The sequence below is a fragment of the Streptomyces sp. NPDC006872 genome (genome assembly GCF_040635845.1).
GTDB lineage: Bacteria > Actinomycetota > Actinomycetes > Streptomycetales > Streptomycetaceae > Streptomyces.
Genome location: NZ_JBEYIL010000006.1, coordinates 450,005 through 469,891, shown reverse-complemented (window position 1 = coordinate 469,891; position 19,887 = coordinate 450,005). Strand labels below are relative to the sequence as shown.

The following is a 19,887-nucleotide window of genomic DNA, read 5'->3' as shown; positions in this document are numbered from 1 at the left end:
CGGCCTCCGCACTCCTCACGCTAGCCTCAGCCACCGACAGCGGCGCGGGCTGCAGGGCGAAGGGATGTCATGAGCAGGCTGAAAAGGTCGGACCGTCCGTACGACATCGTGCTCTTCGGGGCCACGGGCTTCGTCGGAACGCTCACCGCGGAGTACCTCGCCGCGCACGCGCCCGCCGAGCTGCGCTGGGCGATCGCCGGCCGCGACGAGAAGAAGCTGGCAGGGCTGCGCGAACGGCTCGGCGTGGACGTCGGGGTGCTGCGGGCCGACTCCTCCGACCCGGCGTCGCTGCGCGCCCTCGCGGAGCACGCGCGCGTGGTGGCCACGACGGTGGGTCCCTATGTGACGTACGGCGAGGAGCTCGTGGCCGCCTGCGCGGACACCGGCGCCGACTACCTCGATCTCACCGGCGAGCCGGAGTTCGTGGACCTGATGTACGTCCGGCACGACGCACGCGCGCGTGAGACGGGTGCGCGGCTGCTCCACGCGTGCGGCTTCGACTCCGTCCCGCACGACCTGGGCGTGTACTTCACCGTCCAGCAGCTCCCGGAGGGCGTGCCGCTGGCCGTGGACGGCTTCGTGACCGCCGACGCCACCTTCTCGGGCGGCACCTTCGCCTCCGCCCTGGGCCAGTTCGCACGCGGCCGGCAGATGGCGGCCGCCGCGCGGGAGCGAGGACGGCACGAACCGCGGCTCATGGGCCGCCGGGCCGCCGCGCCACTGGGAGCGCCCCGGTTCGCCCCGGAGGTCGGCGCCTGGGCGCTGCCGCTGCCCACCATCGACCCGCAGATCGTGCTCCGCTCGGCGAGGTCGCTGCAGCGCTACGGGCCCGACTTCCGCTACCGGCACTACGCGGCCGTACGGCGGCTGCCCGTCGCCGTGGGCGGGATCGCGGCGGTCGGCACGCTCGTCGCGGCGGCCCAACTGCCGCCCGCCCGGCGCTGGCTGTCGGACCGGCTCAAGCCCGGGGAGGGGCCGAGCGCGGACAAGCGGGCGCGGAGCTGGTTCTCCGTCCGGTTCGTCGGCGAGGGCGGCGGCCGACGGGTGTGCACCGAGGTCTCGGGCGGCGACCCCGGCTACGACGAGACGGCGAAGATGTTCGCCGAGGCGGCGCTCGCCCTGGCCTGCGACGACCTTCCGCCGACCGCGGGGCAGGTCACGACGGCGGTGGCGATGGGCGCCGCGCTGACCGAGCGGCTGACCCGCGCGGGCGTCCGCTTCCGCGTCGCGGCCCGCCGCTGACCGTCCCCCGGCCTCAGACCGGCCACTGTACGAGCGTGTAGATCATCCCGACGATCCAGCCGAGCCCCGCCAGGACGGCGAGGATCAGCGCGGCGTTCACGGCACGCTCGACGGATCGGTTCGGGTCGGCGAGGGGCTTCGGAGCACGGTGCGTGGTCATGCGGCCCAGCCTGCCGAGCGGGGCGCCGGGCGCACATCCGTACAGGTACTCAGACGACGTACCCGGACGCGTACTCAGGCGCGCGCCCGCCGTCGGCCGATCCCCTTGCCCCCCATTGGGGACTTTCGGCGCCGCCCAGCGCTCGTTCCCCGCCGCCGAGCGCTCCCAAGTGCCAACAAGCACTTCAATGAAACGATTGAAGCATCTGATCGGAACAGGACCGGAGCGGAAGGGGAGCAGTATGAAGTTCGTTCTCGAAGTCACGGTGGACGAGGGCGCGTCGACCCAGGACCGGGTGGGTGAGCTGGGGCGGATCCTGCGGTACTGGGGCGGCAATCTGAAGCACTACGCCCTGGAGGCCGGGGACGGTTCGGCGGTCTACGACTCCGCGTACAAGGAAGTGGGTCAGTGGCGGATCGTCGCCTCCGGAAGCCCCTCCTGAAGCGCCTCTTGAAGCGCCCTGCGGCACAGTGAGTCCGCCCTGCGGGTCGTCTCGGGCAGGCGGAACCGCGGGGTGAGGGCGAGGGTGTGGGCGCAGGCGGCGTCCAGGGCGACACGGTGGCCGACGGAGACGAACACCGGCTTCACCCCCGCGCGGGTGCGCAGCGCACGCCCCACAACCTCCTCGTCGCCCGCCAGCAGCGGGGACGCCGATCCGCGCGGGGCGTCCGGGTCGTCGTACGTGAAGGTGAAGGGGTTCTTGGCGACGCCGATCGTGGGCAGCCCGGTGAGGACCCCCAGGTGGCTGGCGAGGCCGAAGCGGCGCGGGTGGGCCACGCCGTAGCCGTCGCAGACGACCAGGCCGGGCGGGCGGGGCAGGGCGGCCAGGGCGGCCAGCACGGTGGGAATCTCGCGGAAGGCCAGCAGTCCGGGGACGTACGGGAAGGAGATCCGCCCGACGGCGGTGGCCTCGGCGACGACTTCGAGGCTCGCCGCGTCCAGCACGACGGCCGCCGCGGCGACGACGTCCCGCTCGTCGTCGTAGGCGACGTCGACGCCGGTCACCCAGCCCGTCCCGGGCGGCGGCCCCGGCTCGTCGAGCACTGCTCGCGTCCGCAGCTCGTCCTGGACGGCGCGGGCCTCTTCCTCGGTCGCGGGCCAGCCCGCGGGAATGTTCACGATCGTCATGGTGGGGACGAGCGTACGGCCGCTTCACCGGCCGCACGAGACGTCCTCCGGGGAGGTGCGGCCGACGCAGTCCTCGACTCGCCGGCCCGGGCGCGTTCCCTGTGCGGCTCAGCTCTTCAGGCGTGCCACGCGCCCCTGTTCGCCGGCCGCCCAGCAGCCGAGGTCGGGGGTGCAGTCCACGGTGTCGTACGAGCCGGTGTCGAGGGTGCGCCAGGTGCGGCCCGAGTCGGTGGTCAGGTCGGTGCCGGTGGGACCGACCGCGAGGGCCGCGGTGCGGCTGTGCGGGAGCCAGGCGACGCCGGAGCGGTAGGCGGGCGGCGGTGTGGCGGCGGTCCGCCAGGTGCGGCCGCCGTCGCCGGTCGTGGCGGCGGCCTGCGGGGACTGCTGGTCGGCGCGGTAGTCGCCGCCGACGGCGAGGCCGTGGGCGCGGTCGCGGAACGCGAGGGCGAAGACCCCGCGCGCGGGGTCCCCCGCCGGGATCGGGGCGTCGGTGGCCGTCCAGGTCAGTCCGCGGTCGGACGAGTGCAGCACACGCGCGCGTGCGGCCCCGCCGGTCGCCAGCCAGACGTCCTTCGCCCCGGCGGCGACCAGGCACTGGCCGCTTGCGGCGAAGCCCGCCTCGCCCGCCAGGGCGGCCGGCATCCCCTGGTCGGGCAGCACCTTCCAGGAGCGGCCCGCGTCGCTGGTCGACAGGATGCGGAACTTTCCGTCCACCGGATCGCTCATGGCGAGGCCGTGGCGGCGGTCGAAGAAGGTCATGCAGTCGTAGAAGGCGCGGGAGTCGGTGTTGCGGAAGGCCTCCGTCCAGGTCTTGCCGCCGTCCTCGGTGCGGTAGACGCGCGAGGCCTCGCCCTCGCCGATGGCCAACGCCACGGCGCGACGCCCGTCGAACGCCTCGATGTCCCGGAACTGCAGGTCGGCCGCGCCGGGCGGCGAGACGTCCCGCCAGCTCTCGCCCCCGTCGGCGGTGCGCAGGACGGCGCCCTGGCTGCCCGCCACCCACGCGGTGTCGCGGTCGACGGCCGCGAGGCCACGGAACCGTACGGCGGCGGCGCCGGTGTCCTTGAGGTCCCAGCGCGGCGCCGCGGGCCGCTGTGTGTGCGCCTGGGCGGGCAGGGCGGTGAGGACGGCGAGCGCCGCCCCGCAGACCGCCGCCGCCACTCGGCCGCCCCCTCGTGTGTTCCGTACCGTGCGTCGCGTCTTCCCCAAGCGCCTCATGGCGGGGGAAGCTAGCCCACGGCTCTCGGTGGCGTCCAGACGCCCTCGATCTCCTCAACTGCCCTTGGGGGCGAGGGAGGAGAGCTGAGTCACTCCCGTGCATGAATCGCGGTGACCGAGGTCACTCGGAATCGGTGTGCACGGATCGACCGGTTCCGGCGTCTCTTCCAGTGTCCGGACCCACCGCCCGGAAGTTCGTCCCGCCGTCACGAGGGAGCAAGGCGTTGTCCATCGTCATCGAGCAGCCCGTAGAGGCCCGTCTTGTCGCCGCCGCGCCACGGATGCCGAACATCCCCGCCACGCTGCACTACGACCGCCGGGATCCCTTCGCCGTCCGTATGACCTTCCCCGCTCCGGCCACCCTGGAGGGCGTCGAGGTCTGCTGGACCTTCGCCCGCGAGCTGCTCGCCGCGGGCCTGCACACGGCCGAGGGCCACGGCGACGTCCGGGTGCGCCCCTACGGGTACGACCGCACGGTGCTGGAGTTCCACGCGCCCGAGGGCACCGCCGTCGTGCATGTGCATTCGGCGGACATCCGCCGCTTCCTGCAGGCCACGAGCGTGCTGGTGCCGGCCGGTACGGAGCACCGGCAGCTCGACCTCGACCACGATCTGGCGGAGCTGATGCGCGACGCCCGCTGAGGTCTGCCGATCCGTTTAATCCTTTGACGGCTCTCCCGGGCCCTCCTACGGTGTGAAGCGGTTCTGTTGCCGCCGATTGGAGAAGGACGTTGCTCGTCTGAGGTCCTGAGACACCGCGCCACACCTGTCAGGTGTGTGCGTCGCGTGCGACCTCGGCCTTCGAGCCGTCCATGCCGTCCTTGCGGAGCAGGGCTTCTTCCATGCCCTCGCGCTGCCGCGGTGGTCGCCGCCTTGCGGTGTCTCGACACGTGTCGCCCCTGACCGCACACGCAACCGCGAGGCCCGCCTTGACTCACTCCATCACCTGTACCTCCCTCGCCTTCTCCTGGCCCGACGGCACCGCCGTCTTCGAAGAGCTCGACGTCGCCTTCGGCTCCGGCCGGACCGGACTGGTCGGCGTCAACGGCTCCGGAAAGTCGACCCTGCTGAAACTGATCGCCGGCGAACTCGCCCCCGCCGACGGCGCCGTGCGCCTCGCGGGCGAGGTCGGCCACCTTCCGCAGAACGTCACCCTGGACACCGCCCTGCGGGTCGACGACGCGCTCGGCATCGCCTCGCAGCGGGCCGCCCTGCACGCCATCGAGGCGGGAGACGCGTCCGAGGCGCACTTCGAGACCCTGGGCGACGACTGGGACGTCGAGGAACGCGCCCTGGCCACCCTCGGCGAGCTCGGGCTCGGCCATGTCGACCTCGACCGCACCATCGGCGAGGTGTCGGGCGGCGAGTCGGTCCTGCTGCGACTGGCCGCACTGCTGCTGCGCCGGCCGGACATCCTGCTGCTGGACGAGCCGACCAACAACCTCGACCTGTACGCCCGACGGCGGCTGTACGCGGCCGTCGCGTCCTGGCCCGGCGTGCTGGTCGTGGTCAGCCACGACCGGGAGCTGCTGGACCTCGTCGACCAGATCGCCGACCTGCGCAGCGGCGGGATCAGCTGGTACGGCGGCAACTTCTCCGCCTACGAGGAGGCCCTGGCCACCGAGCAGGAGGCGGCCGAGCGCATGGTGCGCGTCGCCGAGGCCGACCTGAAGAAGCAGAAACGCGAACTGGTCGACGCCCAGGTCAAACTGGCCCGCCGCAAGCGGTACGGGCAGAAGATGTTCGACCAGAAACGCGAGCCGAAGATCGTCATGGGGGCGCGCAAGCGCGCCGCGCAGGAGTCGGCGGGCAAGCACCGGATCATGCACGAGGAGAAGCTCGCCGAGGCCAGGGAGCGGCTCGACGACGCCGCGGAGGCCGTCCGGGACGACGACGAGATCCGCGTCGACCTGCCGTACACGGCCGTACCCCCGGGGCGGGAGGTGCTGACCCTCCAGGACCTCCGGCTCGCGTACGGCGCGCGCGTGGCGGGCGGTTTCGACCTGCGCGGTCCGGAGCGGGTGGCGCTGGTCGGGCGCAACGGCGCGGGCAAGACGACACTGCTGCGCACGATCGCCGGGGAGCTGGCGCCCGAGGACGGCGCGGCGCACGCGCACGTGCCGCTGCGTTTCCTGCCCCAGCGCCTCGACGTCCTCGACGACGAGCGCACGGTCGCCGAGAACGTGGCACGGTTCGCGCCGAGCGCCACCAACAACCGGATCCGGGCCCGGCTGGCCCGCTTCCTGTTCCGGGGCGCCCGCGCCGACCAGAAGGCGGCGACGCTCTCCGGCGGGGAGCGCTTCCGGGCGACCCTGGCGGCCCTGATGCTGGCCGAGCCCGCGCCGCAGCTGCTGCTGCTGGACGAGCCGACCAACAACCTGGACATGGCGAGCGTGCGCCGGCTGACCACGGCCCTGGAGTCGTACGAGGGGGCCCTGATCGTGGCCAGCCACGACCTGCCGTTCCTGGAGTCGATCGGCATCACCCGGTGGCTGCTGCTGGACGGGGAGCTGCGCGAGACGACGGCGGCGGAGGTGGCGGATCCGGCGTAGCGCCGTGCGCCGGGCCCGGCGCACGGCGCGCGCCCCGCTCGACGGGGCCGTGCGCCAGGACATGGAGGCCCGGCTCGGCGCCGCCCGGCGCACGGCGCGGGTCTCAGGAAGGGCACATTGTTACTGCGGGGTTTTGTGCTCATGGTCGCGCCCTGCATGATGGCTGACCGGCGCCGCGTCCGAGGCGCCGGTTGTGCCACCCGATTCGGAGACCTGGACGTGCCCAGCAAGAAGGCCCTCATCCGCCGCCCCAGCCCGCGCCTCGCCGAAGGCCTGGTGACGCACGTCGAGCGGGAGAAGGTCGACGTCGAGCTCGCCCAGGAGCAGTGGGAGACGTACGCCGACACGCTGCGGACGCACGGCTGGGAGACCGTCGAGGTCGATCCGGCCGACGACTGCCCCGACTCCGTGTTCGTCGAGGACACGGTGGTGATGTACAGGAACGTCGCCCTGATCGCGCGCTCCGGCGCCGAGTCCCGGCGCGACGAGACCATCGGGGTCGAGGAGGCCGTGGCCCGCCTGGGCTGCTCGGTGAACTGGATCTGGGAGCCGGGCACGCTGGACGGCGGCGATGTGCTCAAGATCGGCGACACGATCTACGTCGGCCGGGGCGGACGGACCAACGCGGCCGGCGTCCAGCAGGTGCGGGCCGCCTTCGAGCCGCTGGGGGCGCAGGTCGTGGCCGTGCCGGTGAGCAAGGTGCTGCACCTGAAGTCGGCGGTCACGGCGCTGCCCGACGGCACGGTGATCGGCCACATCCCCAAGGTGGACCGGCCGTCGCTGTTCCCGCGCTTCCTGTCGGTCCCCGAGGAGGCCGGCTCGCACGTGGTGCTCCTCGGCGGCCCGCACGTCCTCATCTCGGCCGGCGCGCCCAAGACGGCGGAGCTGCTCGCCGATCTCGGTCACGAGCCCGTCGTGGTCGACATCAGCGAGTTCGAGAAACTCGAAGGCTGTGTGACATGCCTCTCGGTCCGACTGCGTGAACTGTACGCCTGACCGGGTGAACGGATCACCTCTTCAGCCCTGGGACCTGCGGATCCCGGGGGTGTTTGACATGCCCCGAATCGACCGATGGAACCTGGCTGATCAGCGGTCTTTACAGCGAACTTAACCTACGGCTTCGTAACCTACGGGTACGTAGCTTACGATCCCGTAAGTTGCCGGCCTCGCTCGCCGGATTGTTCCACTCCGCTTCACGTCCCCTCTGGAGTTTCCGTGACGATCACCTCTCCGCACCTCGGCAGCCCCGCCGTCTGGACCGACGCCAAGCTGCTGTACGCCCTGGAGGAAGTGGTCGAGACGGAACTCAACCGGCATCTCAAGGTCACCAAGGACTGGATGCCCCATGAGTATGTGCCGTGGAGCGACGGCCGCAACTTCCCCGGCTTCTTCGAGGACGGCGAGGCCTGGGAGAAGGGCCAGTCGAAGGTCACTGAGATCGGCCGGATCGCGCTCGTCGTGAACCTGCTCACCGAGGACAATCTGCCCAGCTACCACCACGAGATCGCCTCTCTCTTCGGCCGCGACGGCGCCTGGGGCACCTGGGTGCACCGCTGGACGGCGGAGGAGGGCCGGCACGGCATCGTGATGCGCGACTACCTGCTCGCCTCGCGCGCGGTGGACCCGGACAAGCTGGAAGCGTTCCGTATGCAGCACATGAGCGAGGGCTTCGAGTCGGACAACCGGCACTCGATGCTGCACTCGGTCGCGTACGTCGCCTTCCAGGAGCTGGCCACCCGCGTCTCGCACCGCAACACCGGCCACCAGTCGGGCGACCCGGTCTGCGACCGCATGCTGGCCCGCATCGCGACCGACGAGAACCTCCACATGGTCTTCTACCGCAACCTGCTGAAGGCCGCCTTCGAGCTCGCCCCCGACCTCACCATGCAGGCCGTGCGCGACGTCCTCGTCAACTTCCGCATGCCCGGTCACGGTATGCCCGGCTTCGAGCGGTTCGCCGCGCAGATGGCGATCGGCGAGGTCTACAACCTGCGCATCCACCACGACGACGTCATCCAGCCCGTGCTGCGCTTCCTGAAGGTCATGGAGGTCGACGGTCTCGGCCCCGAGGGGCAGAAGGCGCAGGAGGAGATCGGCCTGTACATGGGCGGTCTGGACGCGGAGGCCTCGAAGTTCGACGAGAAGCTGGCCACGCGCAAGGCCCGCATGGCGGCGCGCGCCGCGGGCTGATCGTGGTCGGCACAGGGGGCGGGGCGGCTGGATTCGAACCAGCGTGACCCGGTTTTGGAGACCCGGCGCGCCTGCCTCTGCGCTACGACCCCGCCCTTGCCGCAGAGGGTAGCCCGGCCGGCGCCGGCCGCGTCGGCGTGCGGTGCACACTGCGTACGGCCGCCACGTCGGAAGGCACGGTCAAGGCCGGCACATGGGCGCTGAGGGCTGCCAGACGCTGTTTGACGCTGGCGGCGACGCCCTGGCCGAGGACGAAGCGGGTGGCCGTTGCCGCGCGGGGCGCGTGGTCGAGGAGGCGGTGGGCCTCGCGGCTGCGCAGGCCGGTGTGGCGCAGGACCAGGTGGGCGAGACGATGCTCGGCGGCCGCCAACGTCCGCCCGACGGTCTCGGCGGCGGCCAGGTCCAGCCGGTTGTCCGCCGCGCCGAGCACGCCCGCGGCCCGGACCCGGCCGAGGTCCAGCAGCGTGACGCCGGCGGCGGTGGCGGCGCCGACCAGGCGCGCGGCGGCCGAGGGCCCGATGCCGTTGCTCGCCACCGACAGCCGAGCGAGCCGCCCGTACGGCGCCCGCTCCAGGGCGTCGGCGAGCCGGTGCGCGCCCGCGTCGCCCAACCGGGCGGCGGACACGTACAGTTCGTCGATCGCCCCGGCTGCGACCACCGCCGCGAGCGCCTCCGCGCCCCGCTCCCCCAGCGGGTTGCCGCCCACGAACAGCCGCTCCACGCGCCGCCCTTCGTCCGCGGCGGCGAGCAGCGCGTCGGCGAGCACGGTCGTGCCGGCCCCGTCGAGCCCGGTCTGGACGAGGTCGAGGGTGCGCAACGTCCGCGCCGACTCGACTAGTTCGGCTGCCGCCCGGCCCCCTCCCCCGCCCAGCGGGTTGCGCTTGAGCCAGACTCCGGTGACGACCTGCGGCGAGGCCCGAAGCTGGTCGGCGATGCGGCAGGCGCCGCCCGCCGTGATGCCGTTGCAGCCGAGGTAGAGCGTCTCGACCGGCGCGTCCGTACCCGCGGCGGCGACGGCGCCGTCGTCCCCGAGTGCGTCGGTGCCCAGCAGCAGATGCCGTACGGGCGAGGGCCCGGCGGCCAGCGCCTCGGCGACCAGGGCGGCGCCCGCCGCCCCGAGTCCCTGTTTGCACAGGTCCAGCCGTCCGTCGGGCAGCGCGCTGCCCGCGGCGAAGTCCAGCCGCTCACCCGCCGGGCGCCCGGCCCGCAGCCAGTCGAGCAGCGGGGCGAGATCGGCGAGGGGGCGCGGGACGACGTGCGGCACTCCGGCGAAACCGGCCGGCCCGGCCCCGGCCGCGGTCTCCTCGCTCACCACTGGGCCTCCTGGTAGTCCTTGAGGAAGACGCCCGACACCGGATGCCCGGCCTCGCCGCGCACGATCGGGTCGTACACGCGTGCCGCGCCGTCCACGATGTCCAGCGGGGTACGGAAGCCCGCGCCCGCCATCCGGGCCTTCTTCGGCGCCGGGTTCTCGTCCGTGATCCAGCCGGTGTCCACGGCGCACATGTGCACGCCCTGCTCGGCGAGGGCGGCGGCGCTGGTCCGGGTGAGCATGTTGAGGGCGGCCTTGGCCATGTTGGTGTGCGGATGCCCGGGCATCTTGTTGCGCACGGCGAACCGGCCTTCGACGGCGGTCACGTTGATCACGTACCGGCGCGGATGCGGGGAGGCGAGCAGCAGCGGCAGCAGGCGGTCGCAGAGGAGCGCGGGGGCGAGGGCGTTGACGAGCTGGGTCTCCAGGACCTCGGCCGGGTCGAGCGCGCCGAGCCGCGCCGACCAGGAGTTCTCCGGAGAGGGGTCGGGCAGCAGCCCCGCCTCGTCGGCCTCGCGCAGGGCGGCGGGCAGCGCTGAGACGGAGCCCCCGAGCCCCTCCAGCATCCGCATCGAGGTGAACCCGGGCGCCCGGCGCGCGCCCTCGGGCAGCGCGTCGTACTCGCCGGCGGCCAGCAGGGCGTACGACTGCGGCGGACGGCGCACGGTCTGCGCCGCGTTGTTGACGAGGATGTCGAACGGCTCGCCCTCCTGGCGCAGTTCCTCGCACAGGCCGAGCACCTGGCGCGGGTCGCGCAGGTCGACGGCGAGCACGGTGAGCCGGTCCAGCCATTGCGCACTGCCCGGCTCGGCACGGAAGCGGCGCACGGTGTCATGCGGGAAACGTGAGGTGACGACGGTCTCCGCACCGTCGCGCAGCATCATCAGCGCCAGCCGGAAGCCGATCTTCACCCGGCCGCCGGTCAGCAGGACCCGGCGTCCGCTCAGGTCGGTGCTCAGGGAGCGGCGGCGGGTGTTGTCGGCGGCGCAGGCCGGGCACAGGCGGTGGTAGAAGGTGTCGACTTCTCGATAGGGCGTCTTGCAGACGTAGCAGGTCCGCGGCCGACGGAAGGCACCGCCTCGGCCGCCGTCCGCCAGGGCCGCGTCCTCGCGCCGGTCCAGGGCGCCGGTCGCGGTCGCGGCCATCGTCGCCGCGTCGGCGGCCGACGCCTCGTCGCCTCGGGCCCTGCGCCGCCGCAGTCGTCCGTCGCGTGCGAAGGACGCGGCGACCCGCTCGGCCCGCAGCCGTACGGGATCGTCGACGGGCAGGGTGCGCAGCTTGCCCACGACCTCGTGGAAGGCGGCCAACTCCGCCTCGGTGACCGGCGAGGTGACCGCCGTCCCCTGGTTCTCCTCGCCCATGCGTCCCCGCCCCGCCCTCGTCGAACTGTGGTCCCGGCCGGAATCGAACCGGCGTATCCACCCTGAGAAGGTGGCGAGTCTGCCACTGCTCTACGGGACCGTGCACGCGTCCGGACGGCCGGATTCGAACCGGCGTTGTTCGCCTTGACAGGGCGATGCGCCTGCCTCTGCGCTACGTCCGGACGCGCCCCCGGATCCTAACCGCACCCCCGCGACGCGGTCGTCTGAATTATCCGAGGAACAGCGCGACTTCGACGGTCAGTGCGCCGTGCGTCTGATCTCCAGGCGCTCCTTCTCGGACAGGCCGCCCCAGACGCCGAAGCGCTCGTCGTTGGCCAGGGCGTACTCCAGGCAGGCGGGGCGCATCTCGCACATACCGCAGATACGCTTTGCCTCCCGCACCGAGCTGCCGGGCTCGGGGAAGAAGAACTCCGCGCCTGTCTGTGCGCACAACGCCTCTCGCTGCCAGGTGAGCTCGGGCGTGGGAATCGTGTCGGTGTACATGGCGAGAATCGTGCCCGGCGGCGAAAAACGTTCGATCAACGCCGGATATACGTGCGAGCGCACCAGGGCCCGGACCGCCTCGATGATGACCCCGACGGGCACCGCGACGCACGGCGGCGCGCGGAGGACGCGGCGCAATCGACGATCCCGCACCGCACCGGTGACCGACTGTTACCGACAGTGACCGTGCGGGCGGCTCGCGGCCGTCGGCGTGCTCCGGCAGCGATTGTCAGTGGTCGGTGCAAGACTCGGCAGAGCAGGCCAGAGCAGAGGCAGAGGACGGGACCCCTTCGAGGAGGGCCATCATGCTCACCACCCGTTTCGTCGACGGCGCTCCGAACTGGATCGACGTCGGCACGTCCGACATCGACGGCGCCGGCTCCTTCTACGGCGCGCTCTTCGGCTGGCGGTTCGAGTCGGCGGGCCCCGACGCCGGCGGCTACGGCTTCTTCCAGCTGGACGGGAAGACCGTGGCGGGCGGCATGCAGACCACGCCCGAGCAGGGCCCGCCGTCGTGGACGGTGTACTTCCGCACGTCGGACGCGCAGGCCACGGCCAAGGCGGCCGAGCAGGCGCACGGCAGGGTGCTCTTCGCCCCGATGGACGTGATGGGCCAGGGCACGATGGCGATCCTCGCCGACCAGGCGGGCGTTCCGTTCGGCCTCTGGGAGCCCGCGCAGACCAAGGGCGTGGACGTGGTGGGCGAACCCGGCTCGCTGTGCTGGGTCGAGCTGTACACGCCGGACATCGCCGCGGCGGCCGCCTTCTACAACAGGACCCTGGGCCTGGAGACCTCGGCCGTCCCCTTCCCCGGCGGCACGTACACCTGCGTCAACCCGGCCGACGCCGGGGAGGACGCGATGTTCGGCGGGATGGTGCCGCTGGCCGACGATCCCACGGAGGCCGAAACGGGGGCGTACTGGCTGCCGTACTTCGAGGTCACCGACGTGGACACGGTCGTCGGCAAGGCGCAGGAGCTGGGCGGCAGAGTGCGGATGCCCGCCATGGACGTCGAGAGCGTCGGCCGCATCGCCAAACTCGCCGACCCCTACGGGGCACGCTTCGCGGTGATCAAGAGCGCGCCGCAGGAGAACGCCTAGGCGGAGGCCCGGCGCACCAGGGTGGTCGGCAGGACCACGCCTCCTGCCTCGTCGTCGGCGATGCGTCGGTCGAGGCGGCGCAGCAGGAGACGGGCCATGATCCGGCCCATCTCCTCGATGTCCTGACGGACGGTCGTCAGCGGCGGATCGGTCTGTTCGGCGACGGGCAGCATGTCGTCGAAGCCGACCACGGCGACGTCCTCGGGGACCCGCCGTCCGTGTTCGCGCAGGACGCGCAGGGCGCCCGAGGCCGTGAGGTCGTTGGCGGCGAACACGGCGTCGAGGTCCGGGCAGCGGTCGAGGAGTTCCCGCATCGCCCGCTCGCCGCCGCCGGGAGTGAAGTCGCTCTCGACGACGAGCCGCGGGTCGGCGTCGCCCATGACCTCCCGGTAGCCGTCGAGCCGGTCCGCCGCGGAGGTCTGGTCGAGGGGGCCGGTGATGTGCGCGATACGGGTGCGGCCGAGGCCTGCCAGGTGGTGCACGGCCTCGCGGGCGCCGCCGCGGTTGTCGCTGTCGACGTAGACCACGTCCCGGGTGCCGTCGCTCCAGCCGGGACGGCCGCCGAAGACGGTGGGGACACCGGCGCCCTGGATCAGGCCGGGGAGCGGGTCGTCGAGGTGCAGCGAGAAGACCAGGGCCCCGTCGACATGGCCGCCGGCGAGATAACGGGCGACGCGGGCGTGGTCGTCGCGGCCCTCGGTGAGCAGCAGCACGAGCTGGTTGTCACGGGCGGTCAGTTCCTTGCTGATGCCGCGCAGTTGGAGCGCGAAGAAGGGGTCGGCGAAGACCCGCGTCTCCGGTTCGGCGATGACGACGGCGACGGCGTCGTGCCGCTTCGTCACCAGGCTGCGCGCGGCCTGGTTCGGGACGTAGCCGAGCTCCTCCACGGCCCTCCTGACCCGCTCGACGAGCGGCTCCCGGACACCGTCCCCGCCGTTGACTACCCGCGACACGGTCGCCCGTGAGACCCCGGCCCGCGCGGCCACGGCCTCCAACGTGGGGCGCGACGCTGTCTCGGTCACTGCAGAGCTCCTCCTGGCCGACTGCGGCTCAGGATAACTCCGGAGGAGACAGGCGGTGAGAGCGCTCTCACCGCAGAGGAGTGCCCTCAGTGCTCGTGAGTCCCGTTCGTCTCGTCGATCTCGTTCGTCTCGCCCGTCTCGCTCGCCTCATGGGGCTCGTGCGGCTCGTAGCCGGGGATGGTGCCGTCGGGCTTCTTCACCAGGAACAGGCCGACCATGCCCATGTCGGAGTGGCTCTGTACGTGGCAGTGGTACATCCATGCGCCGGCGCCCACGCCTTCCCCCGCGAGGACCTGGAAGCCGAAGGAGTCGGCCGGGCCGACGATCTTGTTGTCGATGACCTGGCTGGGGTCGTCGGGGCCGGTGAGCATGCCGGTGCGGTTGTCGGCCCAGCGATGACCGTGCATATGGAAGGTGTGGTAGTACTCCCCGTGCGTGATCATCACGAACTCGACCCGGTCGCCCACGGTCGCCGCGAAGTCGGGGCCCTGGTGGCCCGAGTGGGCGGGCCTGTTGTTGATCGTCATGTCATTGAAGACGATCGTATGGGTGACGTCGGGCAGGACGTCGCCCTTGCGCCGGACGATCACCGGGCCGTACAGGCCCTTGCGGATGCCGCCCGTGCCGTGTTCCGTCCCCACGACGTGGTCGTGGTAGTGCCAGTAGCCCGCGCTGCCCGCCCGCCAGGTGCCGTCGGCGCGGCGGCCGGGGGCATGGGTGCGCCAGGTGTAGGTGCGGGTGCCGCCGGGTTCGACGTCGCTGCGGTTCAACTTCGTTCCGTCGCTGGACACTTCGTAGTCCAGGCCGTGAACGTGCAGACTCGCGGCCACGTCCAGGGTGTTCTCGAACTCGATGTGCACGGTGTCGCCCTCGTTGAGTTCGATCAGCGGCCCGGGGATCGAGGCCGTCCCCTTCTCGAAGCCGTAGCCGAACTGCCCGTCGGCGAGCTTCTCGGCGTACAGCTTGAGGTGCCTGACCGCTCCCCCGGCCGGCGCGGTCCTCGCCGGCTCCTCGGCGCTCACCGCCTCCGGCCCCAGGGACAACGATGTCGCGACCGCGGCGCCGCCCAGCAGCACTCGCCGGTTGAACCCGCGTCTGTCCATGCCGAACTCCCCACCCTGGTACGGAATTTGCGACGATGCAGAAGACGAGCCCGTGATCGAGCCTGTGATGAACCTGTGCGACGGTACCGGCCGTTCCGCTGTTTCTCCACACCCAGGACAAAGTTCGTGCCATTGCGGTCATAGGTATTGGCGGGCCGCGCAAAGACGTCTAGCTTCCTTGGCGCTGTCGCCGTGACCGAGGAGGTGCCCATGCACTTACGAGGATTGAGCACGAGAAGACGAATCCGGGTGACGACCGTGGCGTGCGGGACGCTCGTCGCCGGACTGCTGTCCGCCCCTGCCGCAGACGCGCGCCCTGTCCCGGAACCACCCCTGACAACGATGTCCGTGAAGTCGCCGCCGGGCAGTGCCGATGTACGCGTCCTGGTCTTCCACGGGTCGGCCGCGGCCGGGGACGAGTCGCCGGTCGTCAACGCCGGCATCGAGGCCGTCGAGCGGATCGGCCTGTCCGGTCCGGCCGCCCAGCGCTTCGAGGTCGAGGCCACGGACGACGCCTCGGTCTTCACCAGCGCGACCAGACTGGGCAGTTACAACGCCGTCGTGTTCCTGACCGGAGGCGGCGACGTCCTCGATCCGGAGCAGGAGGCGGGCCTGGAGGCCTATATGGAGGCCGGCGGCGGATTCGTCGGCCTCCATGACGCGGCTCGCGCGGAGCCGTACTCGGACTGGTTCACCGGCCTGATCGGCGCTCGTCCGGCCGCGTCGAGCCCAACGACCGTCCAGCGCGCGACCGTTGAGATCGGAGACCGGCAACATCCGGCCACCAAGGAGCTGCCGCTGGAGTGGAAGCGCCCGGACGTGTGGTCGAACTGGGTGAAGAACCCGTCCGGCGAGGTCCACACCGTCGCCCGGGTGCGCGAGTCCACGTACCAGCCGGGTGCGAGCGCCAACGGCTGGGACCACCCGGTCAGTTGGTGCCGCGACTACGACGGCGGCCGCTCGTTCTACACCGGCATGGGCGGCACGGTGTCGTCGTACGACGAGACGGACTTCCGTGCGCATCTGCGCGGCGCCCTGCTGTGGACGACCCGGCTGGTGCAGGCCGACTGCAAGGCGACCATCACCGGGAACTACAAGGCCGAGCGCCTGACCCCGGCCAACCAGCCGGGAAGGAACGACCAGATCGGCGAACCGCACGGCCTGGTCACCGCGCCGGACGGTCGCGTCCTCTACATCGGCCGGGGCGGCGCCGACTCCTCCCAGCCGGTCGTCACCGACTGGAACAACCCGGACGTCGGCAAGGGCAAGGGACAGATCCACGTCTACGACCCGGCGACCAAGAAGGTGACTCTCGCAGGGGAGTTGAGCGTCTTCGGCAACAAGGGCGGGGGCGACGAGCTCATCAAGGTCGAGGAGGGGCTCCTCGGCATCGAGCTCGATCCGCGCTTCGCACAGAACGGCTGGGTGTACCTGCACTACACACCCCACTCGGGCGTCAACCGGGAGACCCGGACGGCCGAGCGGCGCGTCTCGCGCTTCACGCTCGACCTCGCCACGAACCGGCTCGACCTCGGCAGCGAGAAGGTGCTGCTCACATGGCCGGTTCAGGTGCACAGTTGCTGTCACGCGGGCGGCGGAATGGCCTGGGACTCCAAGGGCAACCTGTACATCGCGACCGGTGACAACAACTCCAGTGGTTTCAGCGGCGGTTACTCCGGCAACAATCCGCAGCCGAACTTCAAGGGCGTCTCCTTCGCCGACGCGCGCCGCACCGCCGGCAACACCAACAACCTCAACGGCAAGATCCTGCGCATCCATCCGGAGGCCGACGGCACGTACACGCTTCCGGCCGGAAACCTCTTCACGGGCCGGGAGACCGAGGAGGGCGGCGGCAAGACCCGCGGCGAGATCTATGTGATGGGCGTCCGCAACCCCGCGCGCATCTTCGTCGACCGCACGACCGACGCCCTGTACGCGGGCTGGGTCGGCCCGGACGCGAGCGAGCCGTCGACGACCTGGGGACCGGCGAAGTACGACACGTTCGCCGTCATCACCCAGGCGGGCAACCGGGGTTGGCCCTACTGCATGGGCAACAAGCAGCCCTACCGGGACCGCAACCTGCCGGATCCCACGCAGCCACTGGGCTGGTACGACTGCGACCACCCGAAGAACGAGTCGCCGAACAACGACGGCCTGGTCAACCTGCCGCCGGTCACCGGCAACAACATCTGGTACTCGCCGCAGGGCGGCGCCCCCGACTACCCGCGCGACGCGAACGGCGTCCCCTCCTACCGGAAGGACCAGGCCACCTACCGGCTGCCGTGGCTCAAGGGCGGCGGCCAGGCGGCGATGAACGGGCCGGTCTACCGCTACGACGCCACGACCGCGAGCGCGGCCAAGTGGCCCGCGTACTGGGACGGCAAGTGGTTCGTCGGCGACTTCTACGACGCCGACCAGCCGCGCAACGCGGTGGTCATGGACCCGAAGACGCAAGGGACGGGCGGTCTGCCCGTGCACTCGGAGTCGCTGAAGAAGATCGTGCCGGTCGGCAACGACGGCATCAAGAACCTCATGGACTGGAAGTTCGGACCCGACGGCGCCCTGTACGTCCTCGACTACGGCCGCGGTTTCTTCACCTCGGACGCCAAGTCGGCGCTGTGGAAGGTCACTTACACGGGCGGCGGCCCGACCCCGGCGGTCGGACTGCTGGCGAGGGGGACCCAGTGAGACGGCAGGGGATCCGGCCGAAGACACCTCAGGTGTCACGGCGAGTGACACGGCAGGTGACACGGCAGGTGACACGGCAGGTGACACAGCGAGTGGCACGGCAACGAAGAGTTCTGACGGCCCTGTTGGCCGCCGTGCTGATGATGCTCGGGCTGCAGGCGGCGCCCACCGCGGCGCAGCCCGAACAGGCGGGCGCGGCCCAGGCAGCCCAGGTCCTCACCTGGACCGCGGGCAACGACATCACCAAGTACGTGTCGGCGCCCACGACGGCGGTGGCGGGTCAGGCGACGATCGTCTTCGAGAACAGCGTGGCGACCGGCAACACCATCGGCATGCCGCACACATTGACATTCGTGACCAGCGATCCCGAGTTCAACGACGACGTCGAACTGAACGTCCTGGCCAACCCGAACGACGACATGGGCGGCCGCCACACCGCCGAGGTCACCCTGACCCCGGGCCGCTACTTCTATCACTGCACGATCCCCGGTCACGGGCAGATGCAGGGCATCCTCGTGGTGACCGAGGCCGGCGGCGAGGACACGACTCCGCCCGCGACGGCGGCGCAGGTCACCGGCACGCAGAACGCGAAGGGCGAGTACGTCGGCTCGGCGAGTGTCGCGATCAGCGCCACGGACGAGGGCGGCGGGTCGGGCGTCGACCGTATTCAGTATGCGGTCGACAGCGCAGGGGACTCGGGCGACTGGATCCCGTACACCGCGCCCGTCGTAGTCGACCAGGTCGGCGCCCACAAGATCCGCTACCGGGCGTTCGACAAAGCCGGCAACGTCTCGGCCGAGAAGAGCGCCGAGTTCACGGTCGTCGCCCAACCCTCCGACGACACGACGGCGCCGGAGACCTCCGCGACGGTGACCGGCGAGCAGAACCCCGACGGAACGTACATCGACATGGCGACGGTCACCGTGTCCGCCTCCGACACCGGATCCGGGGTCAACACCATCGAGTACGCCGTCGACACCGAGGCCTGGCAGCAGTACACCGCACCCGTGATGGTGCACCAGGTCGGCACGCACACCGTGCGGTACCGGGCCACCGACAAGGCGGGCAACGCGTCCCCCGAGAAGACCGCCCGGTTCACCGTGGTCGCGGCGGCCCCGCAGGACACGACGCCGCCGGTGACCGGCGTCAGCGTCGAGGGCACCAGGAACTCCGACGGGGCGTATGTCGGCAACGCCAAGGTCGCCGTGAGCGCGACCGACGGGGGCGGGTCGGGTGTCGACCGGATCGAGTATTCACTCGACGGTGGACCGTATATCGCATACAGCCTTCGGGTGGTCGTCGACCGTGCGGGTGCACACACCCTCGCCTACCGTGCCGTCGACAAGGCGGGCAACACCTCCGCCGCGCGCACGGTGACCTTCACCGTGGTGTCGAGCCAGGTCCCGGCCCCCAACTGCCCCGAGTACGACGAGCGGTTGACGGTGATCGTCGGCACGGTCGACTCGGGGGTGCGGAACCGGTTGACCGACAGCCGGTGCCGGATCAACGAGTTGATCGAGGACGAGAAGGAGTGGACGTCCCACGCCCTGTTCCTCAAGCATGTGAAGACGGTCCTGGACAAGCTGTTCGATGAGGGGATCGTCGACCAGCGCGAGTACGACGCCATCCAGGAGGCCGCCGGGCAGTCCGGGATCGGCAAGCCCGGCCAGACCGAGGGCTACCGCACGATCCTCGACGGCAGCGCGGCGTCGTTCGCCAAGTGGCAACAGGTGGGCGGCGGTTCGTTCGCGCTGAACCCCGACGGGTCGATCACCAGCAGCACCACTCGACAGGGCCTGGGCATGCTCTGGTTCCCGCAGCGCAAGTACGGCGACTTCTCGCTGAAGCTCCAGTGGCGCGACGACGCTCCGGGCGCCGGCAACGCCAACTCCGGTGTGTTCGTGCGCTTCCCATGGGTCCATGACCACCCCGAGGAGTCCCGGCCCGAGTGGGTCGCCATCAAGTACGGGCACGAGGTGCAGGTACTGGACCGGCCCGACGGCGACATGTACAAGACGGGTTCGGTGTACGGCTTCGACCGGGTCGGGCTCGCCGGGGCCGGCGTCACACAGAAGGGCACCTGGAACGACTACGAGATCAGGGTCGTCGACCAGCACTACTCGGTCTACCGCAACGGCGTGCTGATCAACGAGTTCGACAACACCGGCGGCCAGGCCTTCACCCCGCCACGGGCGGACGACCCGGGCACGGACGGGCGGCGGTTCGCCTCCGGCTACATCGGACTTCAGGTGCACGGCACGACGGACGTCGTCTCGTACCGGGACATCCGGATCAAGGAACTGTGAGG

General features: G+C 71.4%; 17 protein-coding genes and 3 tRNA genes. 9 read left to right on the top strand and 11 right to left on the bottom strand.

The window, feature by feature from the left end:
- Positions 1-69: 69 nt before the first annotated feature.
- The gene (locus ABZ725_RS20855; protein WP_358804067.1) at positions 70-1,242 is read left to right on the top strand and encodes a saccharopine dehydrogenase NADP-binding domain-containing protein; all 1,173 of its coding nucleotides are present in this window, start codon (positions 70-72) and stop codon (positions 1,240-1,242) included.
- 13 nt (positions 1,243-1,255) lie between these two features.
- On the opposite strand, the gene ABZ725_RS20850 is transcribed toward ABZ725_RS20855, so the two are convergent.
- Entirely contained in the window at positions 1,256-1,402 is a 147-nt protein-coding gene (locus ABZ725_RS20850) for a hypothetical protein (RefSeq protein ID WP_351920155.1), read from the bottom strand.
- Positions 1,403-1,643: 241 nt separating this feature from the next.
- Between ABZ725_RS20850 and ABZ725_RS20845 the strand changes: the two genes are divergently transcribed.
- Positions 1,644-1,844 (top strand): hypothetical protein, encoded by a 201-nt coding sequence (locus tag ABZ725_RS20845; RefSeq protein WP_358804066.1) that lies wholly within the window; start codon positions 1,644-1,646, stop codon positions 1,842-1,844.
- Here ABZ725_RS20845 and ABZ725_RS20840 read toward each other — a convergent pair.
- A complete protein-coding gene (locus ABZ725_RS20840) occupies positions 1,808-2,530 on the bottom strand; it encodes an endonuclease V (RefSeq protein ID WP_358804065.1) in 723 nt (240 codons plus the stop codon). The genes ABZ725_RS20845 and ABZ725_RS20840 overlap by 37 nt on opposite strands.
- A 108-nt stretch (positions 2,531-2,638) precedes the next feature.
- Positions 2,639-3,748, bottom strand: a complete 1,110-nt coding sequence (locus ABZ725_RS20835) for an oxidoreductase (RefSeq protein ID WP_358804064.1) — start codon at positions 3,746-3,748, stop codon at positions 2,639-2,641.
- 224 nt (positions 3,749-3,972) lie between these two features.
- Between ABZ725_RS20835 and ABZ725_RS20830 the strand changes: the two genes are divergently transcribed.
- The 4 genes from ABZ725_RS20830 to ABZ725_RS20815 all read left to right on the top strand — a co-directional run bounded on the left by ABZ725_RS20830 (position 3,973) and on the right by ABZ725_RS20815 (position 8,489).
- Positions 3,973-4,389 carry an SsgA family sporulation/cell division regulator gene (locus ABZ725_RS20830; protein ID WP_358804063.1) on the top strand — a complete coding sequence of 139 codons (417 nt, stop codon included), beginning with the start codon at positions 3,973-3,975 and terminating at the stop codon, positions 4,387-4,389.
- 287 nt (positions 4,390-4,676) lie between these two features.
- Complete coding sequence (locus ABZ725_RS20825) at positions 4,677-6,299, top strand: ABC-F family ATP-binding cassette domain-containing protein (protein WP_358804062.1); 1,623 nt, start codon at positions 4,677-4,679, stop codon at positions 6,297-6,299.
- A 219-nt stretch (positions 6,300-6,518) separates the two neighbouring features.
- Entirely contained in the window at positions 6,519-7,295 is a 777-nt protein-coding gene (gene ddaH / locus ABZ725_RS20820; protein WP_358804061.1) for a dimethylargininase, read from the top strand.
- Between the two features lie 219 nt (positions 7,296-7,514).
- Positions 7,515-8,489: an acyl-ACP desaturase gene (locus tag ABZ725_RS20815; RefSeq protein WP_358804060.1), complete on the top strand. Its 975-nt coding sequence runs from the start codon at positions 7,515-7,517 to the stop codon at positions 8,487-8,489.
- A 17-nt stretch (positions 8,490-8,506) separates the two neighbouring features.
- On the opposite strand, the gene ABZ725_RS20810 is transcribed toward ABZ725_RS20815, so the two are convergent.
- The 6 genes from ABZ725_RS20810 to ABZ725_RS20785 all read right to left on the bottom strand — a co-directional run bounded on the left by ABZ725_RS20810 (position 8,507) and on the right by ABZ725_RS20785 (position 11,666).
- Positions 8,507-8,583: transfer RNA gene (locus ABZ725_RS20810), tRNA-Trp, on the bottom strand.
- The gene (locus tag ABZ725_RS20805; protein ID WP_358804059.1) at positions 8,572-9,801 is read right to left on the bottom strand and encodes a ribonuclease inhibitor; all 1,230 of its coding nucleotides are present in this window, start codon (positions 9,799-9,801) and stop codon (positions 8,572-8,574) included. The genes ABZ725_RS20810 and ABZ725_RS20805 overlap by 12 nt, the downstream gene beginning before the upstream one ends.
- The gene (locus tag ABZ725_RS20800) at positions 9,798-11,162 is read right to left on the bottom strand and encodes an SDR family oxidoreductase (RefSeq protein ID WP_358804058.1); all 1,365 of its coding nucleotides are present in this window, start codon (positions 11,160-11,162) and stop codon (positions 9,798-9,800) included. Before ABZ725_RS20800 ends, ABZ725_RS20805 begins: the two co-directional genes overlap by 4 nt.
- Positions 11,163-11,190: 28 nt before the next feature.
- Positions 11,191-11,262: transfer RNA gene (locus ABZ725_RS20795), tRNA-Glu, on the bottom strand.
- Positions 11,263-11,271: 9 nt separating this feature from the next.
- A tRNA-Asp gene (locus ABZ725_RS20790) sits at positions 11,272-11,344 on the bottom strand.
- A gap of 76 nt (positions 11,345-11,420) precedes the next feature.
- A complete protein-coding gene (locus tag ABZ725_RS20785; protein WP_358804057.1) occupies positions 11,421-11,666 on the bottom strand; it encodes a WhiB family transcriptional regulator in 246 nt (81 codons plus the stop codon).
- Between the two features lie 305 nt (positions 11,667-11,971).
- On the opposite strand from ABZ725_RS20785, the gene ABZ725_RS20780 reads away from it, so the two are divergent.
- Positions 11,972-12,766 (top strand): VOC family protein, encoded by a 795-nt coding sequence (locus tag ABZ725_RS20780; RefSeq protein ID WP_358804056.1) that lies wholly within the window; start codon positions 11,972-11,974, stop codon positions 12,764-12,766.
- Here ABZ725_RS20780 and ABZ725_RS20775 read toward each other — a convergent pair.
- Together ABZ725_RS20775 and ABZ725_RS20770 are read right to left on the bottom strand one after the other, a co-directional pair.
- Positions 12,763-13,788 carry a LacI family DNA-binding transcriptional regulator gene (locus ABZ725_RS20775; RefSeq protein ID WP_358804055.1) on the bottom strand — a complete coding sequence of 342 codons (1,026 nt, stop codon included), beginning with the start codon at positions 13,786-13,788 and terminating at the stop codon, positions 12,763-12,765. The genes ABZ725_RS20780 and ABZ725_RS20775 overlap by 4 nt on opposite strands.
- Positions 13,789-13,874: 86 nt before the next feature.
- Positions 13,875-14,891 carry a multicopper oxidase domain-containing protein gene (locus tag ABZ725_RS20770; protein WP_358804054.1) on the bottom strand — a complete coding sequence of 339 codons (1,017 nt, stop codon included), beginning with the start codon at positions 14,889-14,891 and terminating at the stop codon, positions 13,875-13,877.
- A gap of 210 nt (positions 14,892-15,101) precedes the next feature.
- Between ABZ725_RS20770 and ABZ725_RS20765 the strand changes: the two genes are divergently transcribed.
- Positions 15,102-17,579 (top strand): ThuA domain-containing protein, encoded by a 2,478-nt coding sequence (locus tag ABZ725_RS20765; protein WP_358804053.1) that lies wholly within the window; start codon positions 15,102-15,104, stop codon positions 17,577-17,579.
- 140 nt (positions 17,580-17,719) lie between these two features.
- A complete protein-coding gene (locus tag ABZ725_RS20760) occupies positions 17,720-19,885 on the top strand; it encodes a family 16 glycoside hydrolase (RefSeq protein ID WP_358804161.1) in 2,166 nt (721 codons plus the stop codon).
- Positions 19,886-19,887 lie beyond the last annotated feature (2 nt).

What these genes read in the sequence shown, in the direction of transcription:
- ABZ725_RS20855 (WP_358804067.1), top strand. Translation starts at nt 70, where the DNA reads ATGAGCAGGCTGAAAAGGTCGGACCGTCCGTACGACATCGTGCTCTTC.
- ABZ725_RS20850 (WP_351920155.1), bottom strand. Translation starts at nt 1,402, where the DNA reads ATGACCACGCACCGTGCTCCGAAGCCCCTCGCCGACCCGAACCGATCC.
- ABZ725_RS20845 (WP_358804066.1), top strand. Translation starts at nt 1,644, where the DNA reads ATGAAGTTCGTTCTCGAAGTCACGGTGGACGAGGGCGCGTCGACCCAG.
- ABZ725_RS20840 (WP_358804065.1), bottom strand. Translation starts at nt 2,530, where the DNA reads ATGACGATCGTGAACATTCCCGCGGGCTGGCCCGCGACCGAGGAAGAG.
- ABZ725_RS20835 (WP_358804064.1), bottom strand. Translation starts at nt 3,748, where the DNA reads ATGAGGCGCTTGGGGAAGACGCGACGCACGGTACGGAACACACGAGGG.
- ABZ725_RS20800 (WP_358804058.1), bottom strand. Translation starts at nt 11,162, where the DNA reads ATGGGCGAGGAGAACCAGGGGACGGCGGTCACCTCGCCGGTCACCGAG.
- ABZ725_RS20785 (WP_358804057.1), bottom strand. Translation starts at nt 11,666, where the DNA reads ATGTACACCGACACGATTCCCACGCCCGAGCTCACCTGGCAGCGAGAG.
- ABZ725_RS20780 (WP_358804056.1), top strand. Translation starts at nt 11,972, where the DNA reads ATGCTCACCACCCGTTTCGTCGACGGCGCTCCGAACTGGATCGACGTC.
- ABZ725_RS20770 (WP_358804054.1), bottom strand. Translation starts at nt 14,891, where the DNA reads ATGGACAGACGCGGGTTCAACCGGCGAGTGCTGCTGGGCGGCGCCGCG.
- ABZ725_RS20765 (WP_358804053.1), top strand. Translation starts at nt 15,102, where the DNA reads ATGCACTTACGAGGATTGAGCACGAGAAGACGAATCCGGGTGACGACC.
- ABZ725_RS20760 (WP_358804161.1), top strand. Translation starts at nt 17,720, where the DNA reads ATGATGCTCGGGCTGCAGGCGGCGCCCACCGCGGCGCAGCCCGAACAG.